Here is an 18,134-nt window from a genome sequence, read left to right on the forward strand (position 1 = left end):
TCTGCTGCCATTGGTCAATCTGACCCAGGTGCAGATCGACCGGGTAGTGGCGAGCGTACCGGGTGGCGCGGTGAATATTCAGGACATCTACCCGCTGGCACCGTTGCAGGAGGGGATTCTCTATCACCACCTGGCGGCGGAGCAGGGCGATCCCTATGTGCAGCAGGCGCTGTTCTACCTGGAAGACCGCGCGCGGCTGTTGGCGTTTATCGACGCCTTCGAGGGTGTGATCGGTCGCCACGATATCCTGCGCACCGCCGTGTTGTGGGAAGGCCTGGACGAGCCGTTGCAAGTGGTGCTGCGTCGGGCACCGATGGTGCTGGAAGAAATGACCTTTGCGCCTGAGTCCGGTGATATCGCCAGCCAGCTGCGTGGGCATTTCGATCCGTTGCACTACCGGCTCGATGTGCGTCAGGCGCCATTACTGCGCCTGGCCTGCGCCTACGACGCCGCTCAGCAGCGTTGGGTCGCCTTGCTGCTGTTCCACCACATGGCCCTCGACCACACCGCGCTGGACGTGGTGCGCCACGAGATGCAGGCCTATCTGCTGGGGCAGCAGGCGCAACTGGGGGCGGCGGTGCCGTATCGCAACTACGTGGCCCAGGCCCGTCTGGGTGTCAGCCAGGCCGCTCACGAAGCCTTCTTCCGCGACATGCTCGGCGATGTCGACGAGTCGACCCTGCCGTTCGGCCTGGCCGATGTGCAGGGTGACGGCAGCGCCATCGAGCAGGCCCACCTGATGGTCGACGAAACCTTGAGCCTGCGCTTGCGTCAATGTGCACGCCAGCTCGGCGTCAGCGCCGCCAGCTTGCATCACCAGGCCTGGGCCCAGGTGGTCGGCGGCCTCAGCGGTCGCGAGGACGTGGTGTTCGGCACCGTGCTGATGGGCCGGATGCAAGGCGGCGAGGGGGCGGATCGGGCGTTGGGGATGTTTATCAACACCTTGCCTTTGCGCATCGAGGTCGGAGCGCAGGGTGCTCGGGCCGGTGTCCGGGCGACCCATGCCCGCCTGAGCGCCTTGCTCGGTCACGAGCACGCTTCCCTGGCCCTGGCCCAGCGTTGCAGCGGCGTCGCCGCTCCGGCACCGCTGTTCAGTGCCTTGCTCAACTACCGGCACAGTGGCGGGCAGCTCGACAACCAAGCCCAGGCGGCGTGGAACGGGATCGAGAGCCTGGGTGGCGATGAGTGGACCAACTACCCGCTGTCCCTGAGTATCGATGACCTCGGCGAAGCCTTTGTGCTGACCGCGCAAGTGGTGGCCGAAATCGGTGCCCAGCGCATCTGCGGCTACATGCATGCGGCGCTGGACAACCTGGTGGAAGCGCTGGAACGCACGCCGGAAATGCCGTTGCACGATCTGCCGATCCTGCCGCTGGCGGAACGTCGGCAGTTGCTGCTCGACTTCAACCGGACCGAACGTGCCTATCCCCACGGCCAGTTGATCCATCAGCTGTTCGAGGCCCATGCGGCGGCACGGCCACAGGCAATCGCGGCTCGTCAGGGTGAGTTGACTGTGAGCTACGGTGAACTTGATACCCGCGCCAATGCCTTGGCCCACAACCTGCGCGAGCAGGGCGTGGTGCCGGGTACCCGGGTGGCGATCCTGCTGGATCGTTCGATTGACTTGCTGGCGAGCCTGTTGGCGACCCTCAAGTGCGGCGCCGCTTACCTGGCGCTGGATCGCCTGGCCCCCGAGGAGCGCGTGCGCTTCATGCTCGAGGACAGCGAGGCAACGGTGCTGCTGACCCGCAGCGACCTGTCGGCCCCCGAAGGCACGCCACGCCTGAACCTGGATACCCTGGAGTCGCTGACCCTGGCGGTCAACCAGGCGCCACCGGCACTTGAGGGCAACACGGCGGGAGACACCCCGGCCTGCATCATCTACACCTCCGGTTCCACCGGTCAGCCCAAGGGTGTGATCGTCAGTCACAACGGCCTGGCGCGTCTGGTCCAGGACAATGGCTACTACGATTTCTCTCCCGAGGATCGCGTGGCCTTCTCCTCCAACCCGGCGTTCGACGCCAGCAGCCCGGAGATCTGGGGTGCCTTGCTCAATGGTGGGCAGTCGGTGATTGTCGAGCATCAGGTGCTGCTTGAACCGACGGCCTTTGCCCAGTTGCTGCAGCGCAGCGAAGTGACGGTGTTGATCACTTCCACGGCCTTGTTCAACCTGTATGCCGGGTTGATCCCCGAAGCCCTGGCGGGACTGCGCATGGTCATGTGCGGTGGCGAGCGGGCTGATCCGGCGTCGTTCCAGCGGGTGCGCGAGCACTCGTCCACGGTCCGCCTGTTCAACGGTTACGGTCCGACCGAAGCCACCACCTGCGCCAGCCGTTACGAGGTGTTCGACATACTGCCGGGCACCCTCGGCCTGCCGATCGGCCAGCCCAACGCCAACGTGCGCATCTATGTGCTCAATGCCCGGCGCGAGCCGGTGCCGGTGGGTGTGGTCGGCGAGATGTATATCGGCGGTGCCGGGGTCGCGCTGGGTTACCTGAATCGCCCGGAAATGACCGCCGAACGCTTCAGCGACGACCTGTTCGCCGAGCATCTCGGTGGCCGGCTCTACCGCACCGGTGACCTGGCGCGCTGGCTGCCGGACGGCAACCTCGAGTACCTGGCGCGCAACGATGGTCAGGTGAAGATCCGTGGTTTCCGCGTGGAGCTGGGGGAAATCGAGACCTGCCTGCATCACTGTGCCGGTGTGCGCAACGCCGTGGTGGTGGCGCGCGAGGACAGCCCGGGCGACAAGTACCTGGTGGCTTATTACACCGTGCAAGCCGACGGCGAAGTCCCGGAGTCCGAAGCTCTGCGTGCGCAACTGGCCGCCGACTTGCCGGAATATATGGTCCCGGGTGTCTGCATGCGCCTGGATGCCTTGCCCCTGACGCTCAACGGCAAGGTTGATGTGCGGGCACTGCCGGCACCGGAGGCGGAGCAGTTCGCCACCCACGCCTTCGAGGCGCCGCATGGCGATCTGGAACATCGTCTGGCGCAGGTCTGGGCCGAGGTGCTCGACCTGGAGCGGATCGGGCGGCATGACAGTTTCTTCGCCCTGGGCGGTCATTCGCTGCTGGCGGTGCGCCTGGTCAGCCAACTGACGCTGGCCGGGTTGCCGGTGTCGCTGGCCGAGCTGTTCCAGCACGCCAGTGTCGCGGCGCTGGCCGGGTTGCTGGAAAGTCGCACAGGTGAAGTGCGTTCGAATGAGCAACTGGTGCCGGTACGCACCACCGGTAGCCAACGGCCGTTGTTCCTGGTTCACGAGTTCACCGGCCTGGACCTGTACTTCCCGACCCTGGGTCAGCATATCGACAGCGATATCCCGGTCTACGGCCTGCCTGGCGTGGCCCTCGGGCAGACGCAGTTGCAGACCATGGAATGCCTGGCGACCCGTCTGTTGCACCTGATGCGCACGGTCCAGCCGCAAGGGCCTTATCGCCTGGCCGGCTGGTCGTTCGGCGGGGTGTTGGCCTATGAGATCGCCATCCAGTTGGTTGGCCTCGACGAGGAAGTGGAGTTCGTCGGCTTGATCGACACTTATCTGCCGCGCCTGGTGGATCAGGGCCGGGCCCGCTGGAATTCGGATAATGCGCACCAACAGCATCTGCTGGAACACTGCGAGCGGTTCTGGACGGGGCGCGCGGAGTCTGCGGATGTCCTGGCGCGGTTGGAGGCGTTGCGTGCGCAACTGCAGTCCTTCGATTTCGACGGCCTGCTGCAACGCTGCCGCGAACAGGGCGTGCTGCCGCCGGAGCTCGATGTCTACGGGACCCAGGATCTTTGGCAGTACCTGGATCGCGAAGTCGCCCACGGTCATGCCCAAGCTCACTACACGGTGTACGCCAACAGCGTGCCGGTGCATCTGTTTACCGCCAGCGAGCGGGCCCATGACGCACCGGCCCATAGCGGCTACCTGGGTTGGGATGATGTGCTGCCGCTGAGCCAGTTGCACAGCATCAAGGTGCCGGGTGATCACCAGAGCCTGATGCAGGCGCCGCATATCGAAGGTCTGGCGCAGGCGATCAACACGGCGCTGGCCGGTCTGGCCGGTCGTCCGTCGCCGACCCGCGGTGTTCACCAACCGTTGCTGACGATCCAGGGCGGGAGCCGCGATCACACGCCGGTGTTCTGCGTGCCGGGGGCCGGCGACAGTGTCACGGGCTTTATCGGCCTGACCGATGCGTTTGGTCCGCACTGGCCGATCCATGGCCTGCAACCGCGCGGGCTGGATGGTCGCACGGTGCCCTACAGCCTGGTGGAGACGGCCGCCGAGGCTTATCTGCTGGCCATCGACAGCGTGCATCCGACCGGGCCGGTGCATCTGCTCGGTCACTCCTTCGGTGGCTGGGTGGTCTTTGAAATGGCCCAGCGCCTGACGGCGCGGGGTCGCGAGGTGGCTTCGCTGACCTTGATCGACAGCGAGTCGCCGGGGGGCAACGGTGTGGTGGGTAAACCTTATACGGCGATGGGCGTTCTGGAGCGCCTGATCGAGACCATGCAACTGGCCGCGGGCAAGTCGATGGAGGTCGATCAGGCCGCCTTCGCGGCGCAGGACGATGCCGGCCAGATGCGCTTGCTGCATGCCGGGATGGTGCGGGCCGGGTTGTTGCCGCAGCGTTCGGCGCCGGACTCGATGCGTGGGCCGGCACGGGCTTTCGGCACGGCCTTGCGTACCCGTTATCAACCGTCGTCGATCTACACCGGGCCGGTTCGCCTGGTGCTGGCCGACGACCCGGTGCTGGACGCGGCGGGCAACCAGCGCGAGCAGCAGTCGATGGTCGCCGGCTGGCGCCGTTGTGCACCGGATCTCACCGTCTGGCGTGGGCCGGGCAACCATTTCACCATCCTCAAGGCGCCGCATGTGCAACATCTGGCGAGCTGGTGGCGAACCCATCAATAACACAGTCTCTTCAAGCCCGGCGGCGGGGCCGCCGGGTCAACCCTCAACACATTCGTGGCTTTCTATGAAAAAGTTGAAGTTTCGCAAAGTGGTAATCGTGGTAGTGCTGCTGGTTCTGGCGGCGATTATTTTCTACAGCGTGCAGGCCCCGGCAAAACCGCCGGAGTACCTGACCGCCAAGGTCGAACGCACGGATATCGAGAACTCCGTGCTGGCCAGCGGGGTACTGCAAGGTATCAAGCAGGTCGATGTCGGTGCGCAGGTCTCGGGCCAGCTCAAGTCGCTGAAGGTCAAGCTCGGCGACAAGGTCACCCAGGGCCAGTGGCTGGCGGAAATCGATCCGGTGGTGCTGCAGAACGCCCTGCGCCAGACGCAGGTCAATGAAGAGAACCTGATCGCGCAGAAACAGGCGGCGGCCTCGCAACTCAAGGATGCCAAGGCGACCTACGAGCGCTACAAGCTGCTGCGTGAGGACGACGCGATTTCCAAGCAGGACTTCGAGACCGCGCAATCGAACTTCGAGGTCAAGAGTGCCAACCTGCTGTCGCTGGAAGCGCAGGTCAGGGACGCACGGATCCAGGTCGAGACCGCCCGGATCAATCTGGGCTACACCCGTATCGTCGCGCCGATCAACGGTGATGTGGTGGGCATCGTGACCCAGGAAGGCCAGACCGTGATCGCCAGCCAGCTGACGCCGGTGATCCTCAAGCTCGCTGACCTGGACACCATGACCATCAAGGCCCAGGTCTCCGAGGCCGACGTGATTCATATCGTCCCGGGCCAGGAGGTGTATTTCACTATCCTCGGTGACGCCGACAAACGTTATTACGCCAAGTTGCGCGGCACTGAGCCGGCGCCGCAGAACTTCCTCGATGCCCAGGCCACCGGCGCCAGCAAGCAGAACACCGCGGTCTTCTACAACGCCTTGTTCGATGTGCCGAACCCGGATCATCGCCTGCGCATTTCCATGACCGCCCAGGTGCATATCGTCCGTGACCAGGCCAAGACCGTATTGACGGTGCCGGTGGCGGCACTGGGTGACAAGAACCAGGACGGCACCTTCCCGGTACGGGTGGTGGATGATCAGGGCCAGGCGCAGATCCGCAATGTGCAGACCGGCATCAACAACAATGTGCGGGTCGAGATCAAGAGCGGCCTGGCCGAGGGTGACAAAGTCGTGATCGGCGAGCCGTCGGCAACACCTGTGGTAGCGGGAGCCTGACCATGAGCCGACCCCTGCTGGAACTCAAGGGCATTACCCGCCGTTTCGTCGCCGGTGAGAAGGATTTCATCGCGCTCAATGACATCAACCTGACGATCAATGCCGGCGAGCTGGTGGCGATTACCGGCGCCTCGGGCTCCGGCAAGTCGACCCTGATGAACGTGCTCGGTTGCCTGGATCACGCCAACAGCGGCAGCTACAAGGTCGACGGGCGTGAAACCAGCACCCTCAGTGACGATGAGCTGGCGGAGTTGCGCCGGGATCACTTCGGCTTCATTTTCCAGCGCTATCACCTGTTGCCGCACCTGGGGGCGACCCACAACGTCGAAATGCCGGCGGTCTATGCCGGCACCGGCGAGACCAAGCGCTACAGCCGCGCCCAGGAACTGCTGGTGCGCCTGGGCCTGGCGGGGCACCTGGAACATCGGCCGAGCCAGTTGTCGGGCGGTCAGCAGCAGCGGGTCAGTATCGCCCGGGCGTTGATGAACGGTGGCGAAATCATCCTCGCCGACGAACCCACCGGGGCCCTGGACAGCGTCAGCGGCAAGGAGGTGATGAAGATCCTGCTGGAGCTCAACAGCGCCGGGCACACGGTGATCCTGGTGACCCACGATGAAAAGGTCGCGGCCCATGCCGAGCGCATCATCGAGATGCGTGACGGCGAGATCATCGCCGACCGGGTCAACGCCAATCGCCCGGTGGTCAACGAGAAAGCCAGCGAGCGCCTACCGGCCAAGCCCAAGCAGGGCAACCGGCTGATGGCCAGTCTGGCGCTGTTCCAGGAAGCCTTCGTGATGGCCTGGGTGGCGCTGATCTCGCACCGTATGCGGACCTTGCTGACCATGCTCGGGATCATTATCGGCATCACTTCGGTGGTGTCGATCGTGGCCATTGGCGAAGGGGCCAAGCGCTATGTGCTCAAGGACATCCAGGCCATCGGCAGCAACACCATCGAGATCTTTCCCGGTAGCGACTTCGGCGACAACAAGGCGGGGTCCATCGAGACCCTGGCACTGTCCGATGTCGCGGCCTTGAGCGGCTTGTACTATATCGACAGTGCCTCGCCGAATATCGGGCGCAACCTGTTGGTGCGCTACCGCAACCTCGATGTGACGGCGACGGTCAGTGGGGTCAGCCCGAGTTACTTCCAGGTGCGCGGCACCAAGATAGGCTCGGGGGTGTCCTTCACCAAGGACGACGCCAGGCGCCAGGCGCAGGTGGTGGTGATCGACTACAACACCCGTACCCGCCTGTTCGGCCCGACGGTGGACCCGCTGGGCCAGGTGATCCTGGTGGATAACCTGCCGTGTACGGTGATTGGCGTGACCGAGGACAAGAAGAACATCTTCAACACCAGCAAGAACCTGAATATCTGGATGCCCTACGAAACCGCGGCGGGTCGGGTGTTGGGCCAGAGCTTCCTGGACAGCATCACGGTGCGGATGAAGGATGGCCAGCCGAGCAAGGTGGTCGAGGACAACGTCAGCAAGCTGATGGAGAAACGCCACGGGACCAAGGACTTCTTCACCTACAACCTCGACAGCGTGATGCAGACGGTACAGAAGACCAGCCAGTCGCTGGCGTTGCTGTTGTCGTTGATCGCGGTGATCTCGCTGGCGGTGGGGGGCATCGGGGTGATGAATATCATGCTGGTGTCGGTGACCGAACGGACCCGTGAGATCGGCATTCGCATGGCCGTGGGGGCTCGTCAGTCGGATATCCGCCAGCAGTTCCTGGTGGAGGCGGTGATGGTCTGCCTGATCGGCGGGGTGATCGGCATCAGCCTGTCGTTCGGCATCGGCTATGTGTTTTCCCTGCTGGTCAAGGAGTGGCAGATGGTGTTCTCGGTGAGCTCGATTGTCACTGCCTTCATCTGTTCGACGCTGATCGGTATCGTCTTCGGCTTCGTGCCGGCACGCAATGCCGCGCGGCTTGATCCGATCGAGGCGTTGGCGCGGGATTAAGAAGAAGGGCCCGTCGTTTGTACGACGGGCCCTTTTTGATCTCTCAGGGTGACGCTGATCGTGTGGGAGCGGTGCCTGCCCGCGAAGCTTTCAGCGTCGCGGGCAAGCACCGATGGGCTCAGCCTACCGCGCTGACGCTGGTAACCCGTGCCGCGCTGCTGCTCTTGAGAGCCTGTTCGAAGCGATCGAGGACTTGGCCCACTTCCGACTCGGTAATGTTCAGGGGGGGCAGGAAGCGCAGGACCGCGCTATGGCGTCCGCCGGTCTCGATCATCATGCCGTTGTCGAAGCACTCCAGCTTGATCGCCCGCGCCCGTGCGCCATCACCCAGCCCTGGACGCGAGCCGGTGCCCGGCTTGACGATTTCCACCCCGAGCATCAGGCCACGGCCGCGCACATCGCCGATAAAGGGGAAGTGCCGGGCAATATCCTCCAACCCGCTTTGCAACTGCTCGCCGCGCCGCGCGGCATTGCCCACCAGGTCGTGCTCCCTGATGTAGCGCATGGTCGTCGCCCCGGCGACCATGGCCACCTGGTTGCCACGGAAGGTCCCGGCGTGCATGCCCGGGCCCCAGGTGTCCAGGTGCTCGGCATAGACGATCACCGACATCGGGTAGCCGCCACCGATGGCCTTGGACAGCACCAGGATATCCGGCGTGATCCCGGAATGTTCGATGGCGAACAGGCTGCCAGTACGCCCCAGTCCGGTCTGCACTTCGTCGATGATCAGCAGGATGCCCTGCTCACGGGTGATCTCGCGCAGGGCCCGCAGCCACTCGGCCGAGGCCGCGATGCAGCCACCTTCGCCCTGGACCACTTCGACCACCACCGCCGCGGGCTTCGACACACCGCTTTCCGGGTCACAGAGCACGGTGCGGATGTAGTCGATGGAGAGACGGTCGGTGTGTTCGCCATCGGTGCCGAACGGGCAGCGGAAGCGGTAGGGGAACGGCAGGAAGTGGGTGCCCTGGGCTATCAGGCCCGCCTTGGGATTGAGGTTGCCCATGGCCGACAGTGCCCCGGCGGTCATGCCGTGGTAGCCGCCATGGAAGGCCATCAGTGGGGAGCGTTGAGTGTAATGGCGGGCCAGCTTGATCGCCGCTTCGACCGCGTCCGAGCCGCTGGGGCCGCAGAAGAGGATCTTGCTGTGGTCACGCAGGCCGGCCGGCAGGGTCGCGAACAGCTCCTGGACGAAGGCGTGCTTGGCCGGGGTGGCCAGGTCCAGGGCCTGCTGCAGGTGATCGCTGTTGAGAAACTCGATCACCGCATCACGCACCACCGCTGGGTTGTGACCCAACGCGAGGGTGCCGGCATTCGACAGGCAGTCGAGGTACTCCTGACCGTTGGCATCCTTGACCCGCATGCCCCTGCCGCTGACAAACAGGCGTTGGAACGTCGCTGCATAGGTGCGCGCGTTCGACTCCAGTTTCTTGAGATTACTTAACTCTTCCATAGTCGATCACTCATTGGCACAGGTGCGAATTCATTGGCGGCTCATTTCGAGCTGAGCCCGATTCTGTAAGAGCCCTGCGGTGATCGCCACTTTATTGCGTCCGGGATGTCCCCGTTTTCCACGCCAGACAGGCCGTGGCTGCTGGGGTTAAATGCGTGCCACGAAAGGACTTTATGGCGCGGGAAGAAAACACCGCGCCGGCCCTCGTAGCCGTCTGCGCCATCACCCGTTTTCCTATTTCCCAGGACGCCTGTGCCTAGGTGTCTTCGAGAGCGTTATGCCTATCGCCAAACCTGCCGCCCACCGCCTGCTGTCGATGTTGTTCGCGACGCTGTTGGGTGGTTGTACCTTGGGGCCGGATTACCACTTGCCGGCAGTGGCCGTGGCCCGCCAGTGGCATGCGCCGTTGCCCCATGGGGCCTCGGTGGTGGGGTTGCACGATTGGTGGCAGCAGTTCAATGACCCGGCGCTGGCGACCCTGCTGCAGCTGGCCGAGGCGGACAGCCCTTCCCTTGATCGGGCCCTGGCGCGTATCGCCCAGGCCCGCGCAACCCTGGCCGGCAGCATCGCCGACGCCCAGCCGCAGCTCAACGGCGGGCTGACCAAGGCCCGGGCCGGCCTGCGCCAGAGCGGGTTGAAGCAGCGCGGCACCACCTCCGGTGCCACCCTTGATGCGGCCTGGGAACTGGATCTGTTCGGCAAGCTGCGGCGCAACGACGAAGCGTCGCGCAACTTGCTTGAGGCCCGTGTCGATGACTGGCACGACGCCCGGGTGTCGCTGGCCGCCGAGGTCGGTGATGACTTCGTGCAATACCGCGGCTGCCAGATGCTGGTGAACGCTTACCGAGACCAGGCGCAATCCCAGGGCCAGACCGCACGTCTGACCCGGCTGTCGTTCCAGGCCGGCTTCACCTCCGCCGCCGACGCCGCGCTGACCGATGCCAGCGCCGCCGCCAGCAGCGCGACCCTGACCAATCAACAAAGCGAGTGTGATGTGTTGCTCAAGAGCCTGGTGGCCCTGACCGGCGGCGCCGAAGAACAGGTGCGCGAAGTGCTCGCCCAGACGCCGGCGCGGCTGCCCGAGCCGGCGTTGCTGGACGTGCGGGAAATTCCCGCCAACCTGTTGCGCCAGCGCCCGGACCTGGCCTCCAGCGAACGCGAGCTGGCCGCGGCGAATGCACAGATCGGCGCTGCCCAGGCCGACCGACTGCCGAGCCTGGGCCTGGTCGGCTCGTTTGCCGTGGGCAACACCAGCGGCGCCTACAGCCGCAACTGGAGCCTCGGCCCGCAACTCAGCGTGCCCCTGTTCGATGGTGGCAAGCGCCGGGCTGCGGTGGACTCGGCCCGGGCCGGGTACGACGCGGCCCTGGCGACCTATCGACAGACCCTGCGCACGGCGGTCATGGAGGTCGAGCAGTCGCTGGTACGCCTGGATGCCACGCGGCATTCGGAAGTCGATGCGCAGCGCGCCACCGACGGTTACCAGGAGTATTTTCAGGCCATCGATCGTAACTGGCACGCCGGCAACGCCAGCCTGCTGGATCGTGAGTTGGCCCGTCGTTCGGCGTTGTCGGCGCAGATCGAGCTGATCACCTTGCAGCAGAATCAGGTGCGCTACTGGATCGCGCTGTACAAGGCCCTGGGCGGTGGCTGGCAGGATAATCGCGCGGGACTTGCCGGCGCCGCGCCGACGCGAGGCGGGGCATGAAGCCGAGCCTGGGTTATGGGCTGCTGGCGGTTGCCGCCCTGGCACTTTCGGGGTGGCTGCTGTTTGGCCGCGCCGCCTCGGCACCGGCCGCCGCGGTCGTGCCGGCCACCAGCCTGAGTGTCGAGACGGTTCAGCCGCGCCGCGAAGACTGGCCGCAGGAGTTGCTGGCCAGCGGTGCGCTCGCGCCCTGGCAGGAAGCCGTGATCAGTGCCGAAACCGGCAGCCTGCGCATCGCCAGCTTGAACGCCGATATCGGTGACCGGGTGAAGCAGGGCCAGGTGCTCGCGACCTTGGCCGATGACAGCGTGCTGGCCGAGGAAAACAAGCAGAAAGCCGCGGTCGCCCAGGCCGTTGCGCAGTTGCAGGAGGCCCGTTCCAATGCGCGGCGTGCGGCATTGGTCGGGCAGAGCGGGGCCTTGTCGGAGCAGCAACTGGAAGAATATCGGGTCAAGGTGCAGACCGCCGAGGCCAATCTGGCGGCGGCGAACGCCGACCTGCGCACCACCCGCATCAAGCTGACACAGACCCGCATCGTCGCGGTGGACGACGGGATCATCTCCGCCCGCAAGGCCTTGCTCGGCGACGTGGTGGCAGCTGGCGCCGAACTGTTCCGGATGATTCGTGATGGCCGTATTGAATGGCAGGCTGAGCTGGACGCGCAACAGTTGTCGGGAGTGCGGGCCGGCCAGCCCGCCCGCGTGACGCTGCCAGGTGGCACGCAGGTCGAAGGGCGGGTGCGGCTGGTCTCGCCGGTACTCGACAGCAAGACCAGCCGGGCGCTGGTCTATGTGTCCTTGCCGAGGGGCTCCATGGCGCGGGCCGGCATGTACGCCAGCGGCCGTATCGAACTGCCGACCCGTGCGGCGCTGACCGTTCCGGACACCGCCGTGGTCCTGCGCGATGGGCGTTCCTACGTGTTTGTGCTGGGCCAGGACATGCATGTCAACCAACAGGGCGTAGAGGTCGGGCGCCGTCGCGGGCAGGCGCTGGAGATCGTCGGCGGCCTGGCGGAACAGGCGCGGATCGTGCGCAGTGGCGGCGCATTCCTCAGTGACGGGGCGAGTGTGACCCTGGTCGGCAGCGAGGCCCAGGTCCGATGAATATTTCCGCGTTGTCGATTCGTTACCCGGTCCCGGCGGTCATGCTGTTCGTGCTGCTTACCCTGTTCGGTGTGTTCGGCCTGGAACGCCTCGGCATCCAGGACTTCCCGGACACCGATCTGCCCACAGTCGTCATCAGTGCCTCGCTGGAAGGCGCGGCGCCCGAGCAGCTGGAAACCGAGGTGGCACGCAAGATCGAGGACAAACTGACCTCGCTACGGCTGTTGCAACATGTCACCACGCTGATTGCCGACGGCAGCGTGAGCATCAACGTGACCTTTGCCATCGACAAGGACGGCAACGAAGCCCTCAATGAAGTGCGCAATGCGGTGGACAGCGCCACGCCGGAGTTGCCGGCGAACCTCGATACGCCGTCGGTATCGCGCCTGACCACCAATACCTCGGCGCTGCTGACCTATGTCATCGGCGCACCGCGGATGGACGAAGAGGCCTTGTCGTGGTTTGTCGACAATGAACTGAGTAAGCAACTGCTGGCGGTACGCGGGGTGGCCAAGATCGTCCGGGTCGGTGGCGTGGACCGCGAAGTCCAGGTCGACCTCGACCCGGCGATGATGGCCGGCCTGGGCCTGAGCGTGAACGACGTGGCCGGCCGCCTGCGGGCCATGCAGAAAGACAATTCCGGCGGCCAGGGTGACCTCGGCAGCGGCCAGCAGGCCTTGCGCATCCTCGGCGCTATCGACGATCCGGCGGCGCTCGGGGCCATCCGCATTCCCATCAGTGACGGGCGCATGCTCGCCTTGCAGCAGTTGGCCACGGTGCGTGATACCCATGCCGAGCGCAGCACCCGGGCTTATCGCGACGGCCAGCCGCTGATCGGCTTCCAGGTGATCCGCTCCCTGGGCTTTTCCGACGTCGGGGTGACCGCCGATGTCCGCCAGGCGATGAGCCGGTTTGCCGGGCAACACGAGGATATTCACGTCGAAGAGGCGAGTAACACCGTTGCACCGGTGCTGGACAACTATCGCGGTTCCATGGCGCTGTTGTACGAGGGCATGTTGCTGGCCGTCCTGGTGGTCTGGTGGTTTCTGCGGGACTGGCGGGCCACCATTGTCGTTGCCACGGCACTGCCGCTGTCGATCATCCCGACCTTCGGCGTGATGTATTTCGCTGGCTTCACCCTCAACACCATTTCCCTGTTGGCCCTGGCCCTGGTGATCGGCATCCTGGTGGACGATGCCATCGTCGAGGTGGAGAACATCGCGCGGCACCTGCGTATGGGCAAAAGTCCACGGCAGGCGGCGATCGAGGCTTCCGACGAAATCGGCCTGGCGGTGCTGGCAACCACCGTGACCCTGGTGGCGGTGTTCCTGCCCACGGCCTTTATGGGCGGGATTTCCGGCAAGCTGTTCCGGCAGTTCGGCGTGACCGCCAGCACGGCGTTGATCTTTTCCCTGTTGGTGGCGCGCTTGTTGACGCCGATGATGGCGGCGTATGTGCTCAAGGCCGGGCCGCATGTCGAGCATGACAGCCGCTTGATGACTCGTTACCTGGGCTGGATCCACGCCAGCCTGACCCGGCGCAAGACCACCATGGCCCTGGTCGGCGTGCTGTTGCTCGGCTCCCTGGCGCTGATTCCGCTGCTGCCCACCAGCTTTCTGCCGGCCCAGGACAATGCCCGCAGCACCATCAGCCTGGAATTGCCGCCGGGCAGCAGCCTGGCGCAGACTGCGGCGATCACCCTGCAGGCCGATGCGCGCCTGCGCGCCATCGCCGAAGTGGCCCACGTTTTCGCCGCAGTGGGCAGTGGCGATATTGCCGGCGGTGGTAATCGCAAGTCGGTCCTGACCGTCGACCTGCTACCGCGCAACCAGCGCGAGCTCAAACAGTCGGCGGTCGAAGCGAAGATGCGCGACGCCCTGCGGGGGTTGCCCGGGGTGCGGGTCAATGTCGGCGGCGACGGCAGTGGCGAACGCCTGCAAATCGTCCTGGCCAGCGATGACGGCGACTTGCTCGAGCGTACCGCCGCGGCCCTTGAGCCGCAGTTGCGGCAACTCAAGGGCATCGGCAACGTGACGTCGAGCACGGCGGTGCAGCGCCCGGAAATCCAGATGCGTCCGGATTTTGTCCGCGCAGCCGAACAAGGTATCAGTAGCCAGGACATTGCCGACACCTTGCGCATGGCCACCTACGGCGATTTTTCATCGTCCCTTGGCAAGATCAATCTGTCCCAGCGCCAGGTGGATGTCCGGGTGCGCATGCAACCGCAGGTGCGCAGTGACCTGGAGACCATCGCCCAGTTACGGGTCAAGGGCCGTGACGGCCAGGTCGCGCTGGCTTCCCTGGGGCAGATCAGCATGGGCAGCGGCCCGGCGCAGATCGATCGGCTCGATCGCCTGCGCAATATCACCCTGTCCATTGAACTCAATGGGCGCAATCTGGGCGAGGTGATGGAGCAGGCCAGGCAGTTGCCGGTGATGCAGCACCTGCCGGCCCAAGTGAAACTGGTGGAGCAGGGCGAGTTGCAGTTGATGAGCGAGTTGTTCGGCAACTTCAGCCTGGCCATGGCCGTCGGCGTGTTCTGTGTCTATTCGGTACTGGTGCTGCTGTTCCATGACTTCATGCAGCCGCTGACCATCCTCTCGGCCTTGCCCCTGTCGTTGGGCGGAGCCTTGTTGGCGCTGTTGATCGGTGGGATGAGCTTTTCCCTGGCCTCGGTCATCGGCTTGCTGATGCTGATGGGGATCGTGACCAAGAACTCTATTCTATTGGTGGAGTACGCGATCATGGCCCGTCGTGACCAGGGCATGAGCCGCTATGAGGCGTTGATCGATGCCTGCCACAAACGGGCGCAGCCGATTCTGATGACCACCATCGCAATGGGCGCGGGCATGCTGCCGACGGCGCTGGGATGGGGAGGGGAGTCGAGTTTCCGCCAGCCGATGGCGGTGGTGGTGATCGGCGGCCTGTTGGCCTCGACGGTGCTCAGCCTGTTGGTGGTGCCGGTGATCTTTACGTATATCGATGATGGGCTTGAAGGGGTCAAGCGGTTCTTTCGCACACCTCGATAGATGCAACAGGCTGCTATCGAGGTGTTTTCACGAATGAGAGCAAAACGTCAGAGGGCGTTTTGCAGGGCGAGGGTGTTTTCCAGGCCCGTCCTGGCGTCCGCCGAATGCATCCAGCGGATCAGCGAACGACGGCCGCCGATGCCCATCTTGATGGAGGCACGCTTGAGATAGCTTTCCACTGTATTGACCCGTAGCGCCAGCTGGTCGGCCAGTTCCGGTGCCGTACGCCCGGCCAGCAGGCCGACGCAGACTTCGGTTTCCCGTGAGGACAGATTCAACCCGGACATCTCCAGGCGTTCGATAAAGCGCTGACGCAAGGCATCCATGCCGCCGTTTTCCAGCTCCTGGGTGATCGAGAGGGCTTCCTGACGGACCGGCGTCGGCAACAGGGCCTCGATATGCTCGCCTATCATGGGCAGCAACAGGCAGGAGAAATCCTGGAGGAGCGCGCGTTCCTGCGTGGAAAACCCCAGGGACGGATTGGATCGATAGACCGACAGCGCGTAGCAGCGATTTTTCGTGCGGCATATCAGGTGCAGGTGGTTGGGGGAAGCGTGCTGCGTGGACGCTCGCTGGCAGCAGGCCAGCTCGGTTTGGGGGGCCGGCCAGGTGTCGTCACCTGGCTGGGCGGGCTGCTTGACCGACGAGGCATTCATCAGGGTGTCGGTGCAGATCGGGCTGATGCCCACGCCACCGATACTCGAGGTGATCGACTGTGCGGCATTCGCGGTGTCGATCCGCAGCTCGGTGATGTGCGTGGCGTCGACGGGCAGTTGGGCAGCAATCAGGTCATGCAGCACGCGCGGAAAATTACGGTTGCCGGTGCTGGCAATCACTTTGCCGACTGACGGGAAAAGTCTTTGCAAGTTCATCCGTTCTCCATTTTTTTATTCTGGGCACATCGGCAAGCGCCGCCCACGGTCCATGAGGATTATTGGTGCGTATTAGTTTATTTGGGTCATATAACGAGTTGCGTTGCTTAAATGAGTCGCGCCGTAATCGACGGCAGGCAATGCAATCAACGGCGGCTGATCGCCTGTCAGGCACTGCATATGATTTATCTTGAGCATATTGTCATAGATTCTGGGCGTACACTCCAAGGTGCCATAGATGACTTTCTCACCCTTGCTGCCTTGTGCCACATTGTGTCGATGGAGGGCCCAGCCAGAGCGCCTTAGAATTTTTTCCATCATGGCATCTACAATAACCTCATAAGTGCTGACCTCTTGGCTACGGGCAAACTGTAACATTGCCATGAACAGTGCGGCGGTACGAAAATCAACTTTGGTCTTGCTGAAGTCGTTGCTCGATGTGTCGGTGCTCAACAGTGCAAAGCGGGTGGCCTCCCAGCAGTCAAACGGGTCGGGCCTGGACAGATCGTCACTGAGCATGAAGCTCAAGGCGCCACACATCAGGGTCGGTTTACAGGAGGGGCGAAGTCTGACACAACCGGTCACCAGTGGCCCTTTGTGGGAGTAAATATAGATCGCATCATCATTGTCATATTCATCGAATTCATAATCGCTGCCGGCGTAGCTTTCAATATCCCATTTCCGGCGATCGATAAAAGCGGCTTTGCGGATACTGAGTATTTGCTCTAATGCCTGGGTCGGCAGTTCGCTGTAGCTGGCGATAGCGATATGCACGTCGGAGAAAATGTACGAGTGCTCGGAGAAAATGTACGAGTGAGGGAAATAGCCGATCATAAGTACGTCGCGGATAGGGAGGAGGTGCTTATTTATAGTGATCCTGTATAAGCGCGGCAACTGTACTTAAGTGCAGGTGGCTGGCGAGGGCAAAGTACTGTTTAATTGTCGTCGTGAGACTTTCGCTGACCCGGCTGTTTATCGGCGTTTGGCAGGTTGTACGATAACTGTGATGGGTGGGGGGGGATTATAAGAATGTGGTCCCCGTCGCTGTGACAATGCTCACGAGTTGGCCTTCTATTTGAAGAGTCTGGACGCGAATTCATCAAGCTGCAACAAAGGCAAGGGTGTTTTTGCTGTTAATAGGAAAACGGATTTTCCACTCTGGAAAATAAGTCGACTGGAAAATAAATCTATTTTGGATTTTCGGGGGGGGGTCATGTATTACATTGCAATTGCAATGCTCACGGTATTACTGGTGCCAGGGCCGACCAATTCGCTGCTGCTGCAGTCTGGGGTCAGTCGCGGTCTGGGCGGTTATTCGCTGAAGTTGATTCTTGCCGAATGGACGGCCTACCTGATCCAGATTTCCGCCTGGGGTATATCCATCGATGCGCTGACCGCCAATTACGGCTGGGTGGTGGTGGCGACGAAGATCCTCGCGGTGGTTTTCCTGTTCTACATTTCGCTGAAGCTGTGGTTTTCGGTGCATCTGGATACGTCAGGCAAGCCCGCTGCCATCTCGGTTTCGGCGCTGTTCCTGGCGACACTGACCAATCCGAAAGGGCTGTTTTTTGCTTCGTTCGTTGCCCCCGCCGGAACCTTCATGCACCTGGAAAGTTATCTTTCATTCATGGCGATCTTCTCCCTGGTTATTCTTCCCGTGGGGATTGTTTGGGTGGGACTGGGAGCGGTCTTTGGGCGCAATCTGCCATCGATAATATCTGGTAATCGGGTCAATAGATTTGTTTCATTGGTCATTGGTTTGTTTGCCAGTATGGCATTGTATAACTTGGCCTCGAATGTAATATTGGCGTGACGAGAACACGTGAGTCGGCCCCGCAAGTGCGAGACCTGTGCGGCGATGAAGGGGGGCGACTCGAGCGTGGACA

The 18,134-nt window shown here is 63.3% G+C and carries 10 protein-coding genes; 7 read left to right on the top strand and 3 right to left on the bottom strand.

Annotation, left to right across the window (positions count from 1 at the left end; all coding sequences use genetic code 11):
- From M5C01_RS11565 to M5C01_RS11575, 3 genes are all read left to right on the top strand, one after another.
- A partial coding sequence (locus M5C01_RS11565) for a non-ribosomal peptide synthetase (protein WP_248764312.1) occupies positions 1-4,900 on the top strand: 4,900 nt, incomplete at its 5' end.
- A gap of 64 nt (positions 4,901-4,964) precedes the next feature.
- Positions 4,965-6,122 carry a macrolide transporter subunit MacA gene (gene macA, locus M5C01_RS11570; protein ID WP_152738620.1) on the top strand — a complete coding sequence of 386 codons (1,158 nt, stop codon included), beginning with the start codon at positions 4,965-4,967 and terminating at the stop codon, positions 6,120-6,122.
- Between the two features lie 2 nt (positions 6,123-6,124).
- Positions 6,125-8,086: a MacB family efflux pump subunit gene (locus tag M5C01_RS11575; RefSeq protein ID WP_152738622.1), complete on the top strand. Its 1,962-nt coding sequence runs from the start codon at positions 6,125-6,127 to the stop codon at positions 8,084-8,086.
- A 118-nt stretch (positions 8,087-8,204) separates the two neighbouring features.
- On the opposite strand, the gene M5C01_RS11580 is transcribed toward M5C01_RS11575, so the two are convergent.
- The gene (locus M5C01_RS11580) at positions 8,205-9,539 is read right to left on the bottom strand and encodes a diaminobutyrate--2-oxoglutarate transaminase family protein (protein WP_152738625.1); all 1,335 of its coding nucleotides are present in this window, start codon (positions 9,537-9,539) and stop codon (positions 8,205-8,207) included.
- Between the two features lie 277 nt (positions 9,540-9,816).
- On the opposite strand from M5C01_RS11580, the gene M5C01_RS11585 reads away from it, so the two are divergent.
- The 3 genes from M5C01_RS11585 to M5C01_RS11595 are packed head-to-tail and all read left to right on the top strand — an operon-like array spanning position 9,817 to position 15,376.
- Positions 9,817-11,247 (top strand): efflux transporter outer membrane subunit, encoded by a 1,431-nt coding sequence (locus M5C01_RS11585; RefSeq protein WP_152738628.1) that lies wholly within the window; start codon positions 9,817-9,819, stop codon positions 11,245-11,247.
- On the top strand, positions 11,244-12,347 hold the full coding sequence (locus M5C01_RS11590) for an efflux RND transporter periplasmic adaptor subunit (RefSeq protein WP_152738631.1): 1,104 nt from the start codon (positions 11,244-11,246) through the stop codon (positions 12,345-12,347). The genes M5C01_RS11585 and M5C01_RS11590 overlap by 4 nt, the downstream gene beginning before the upstream one ends.
- A complete protein-coding gene (locus M5C01_RS11595) occupies positions 12,344-15,376 on the top strand; it encodes an efflux RND transporter permease subunit (protein ID WP_152738634.1) in 3,033 nt (1,010 codons plus the stop codon). The genes M5C01_RS11590 and M5C01_RS11595 overlap by 4 nt, the downstream gene beginning before the upstream one ends.
- A gap of 47 nt (positions 15,377-15,423) precedes the next feature.
- Here the strand turns inward: M5C01_RS11595 and M5C01_RS11600 are convergent, their stop codons facing one another.
- Positions 15,424-16,248, bottom strand: a complete 825-nt coding sequence (locus M5C01_RS11600; RefSeq protein ID WP_152738637.1) for a helix-turn-helix transcriptional regulator — start codon at positions 16,246-16,248, stop codon at positions 15,424-15,426.
- A 72-nt stretch (positions 16,249-16,320) separates the two neighbouring features.
- Entirely contained in the window at positions 16,321-17,082 is a 762-nt protein-coding gene (locus tag M5C01_RS11605; RefSeq protein ID WP_152738640.1) for an acyl-homoserine-lactone synthase, read from the bottom strand.
- Between the two features lie 379 nt (positions 17,083-17,461).
- Between M5C01_RS11605 and M5C01_RS11610 the strand changes: the two genes are divergently transcribed.
- On the top strand, positions 17,462-18,061 hold the full coding sequence (locus M5C01_RS11610) for a threonine transporter RhtB (protein ID WP_152738643.1): 600 nt from the start codon (positions 17,462-17,464) through the stop codon (positions 18,059-18,061).
- Positions 18,062-18,134: the final 73 nt, after the last annotated feature.

The organism is Pseudomonas sp. MWU12-2319 (genome assembly GCF_023242525.1).
GTDB lineage: Bacteria > Pseudomonadota > Gammaproteobacteria > Pseudomonadales > Pseudomonadaceae > Aquipseudomonas > Aquipseudomonas gingeri_D.

Excerpts from the sequence above, each read along its gene's own strand:
- macA (WP_152738620.1), top strand. The coding sequence starts at position 4,965 with ATGAAAAAGTTGAAGTTTCGCAAAGTGGTAATCGTGGTAGTGCTGCTG.
- M5C01_RS11575 (WP_152738622.1), top strand. The coding sequence starts at position 6,125 with ATGAGCCGACCCCTGCTGGAACTCAAGGGCATTACCCGCCGTTTCGTC.
- M5C01_RS11590 (WP_152738631.1), top strand. The coding sequence starts at position 11,244 with ATGAAGCCGAGCCTGGGTTATGGGCTGCTGGCGGTTGCCGCCCTGGCA.
- M5C01_RS11605 (WP_152738640.1), bottom strand. The coding sequence starts at position 17,082 with ATGATCGGCTATTTCCCTCACTCGTACATTTTCTCCGAGCACTCGTAC.
- M5C01_RS11585 (WP_152738628.1), top strand. The coding sequence starts at position 9,817 with ATGCCTATCGCCAAACCTGCCGCCCACCGCCTGCTGTCGATGTTGTTC.
- M5C01_RS11610 (WP_152738643.1), top strand. The coding sequence starts at position 17,462 with ATGTATTACATTGCAATTGCAATGCTCACGGTATTACTGGTGCCAGGG.
- M5C01_RS11580 (WP_152738625.1), bottom strand. The coding sequence starts at position 9,539 with ATGGAAGAGTTAAGTAATCTCAAGAAACTGGAGTCGAACGCGCGCACC.
- M5C01_RS11600 (WP_152738637.1), bottom strand. The coding sequence starts at position 16,248 with ATGAACTTGCAAAGACTTTTCCCGTCAGTCGGCAAAGTGATTGCCAGC.
- M5C01_RS11595 (WP_152738634.1), top strand. The coding sequence starts at position 12,344 with ATGAATATTTCCGCGTTGTCGATTCGTTACCCGGTCCCGGCGGTCATG.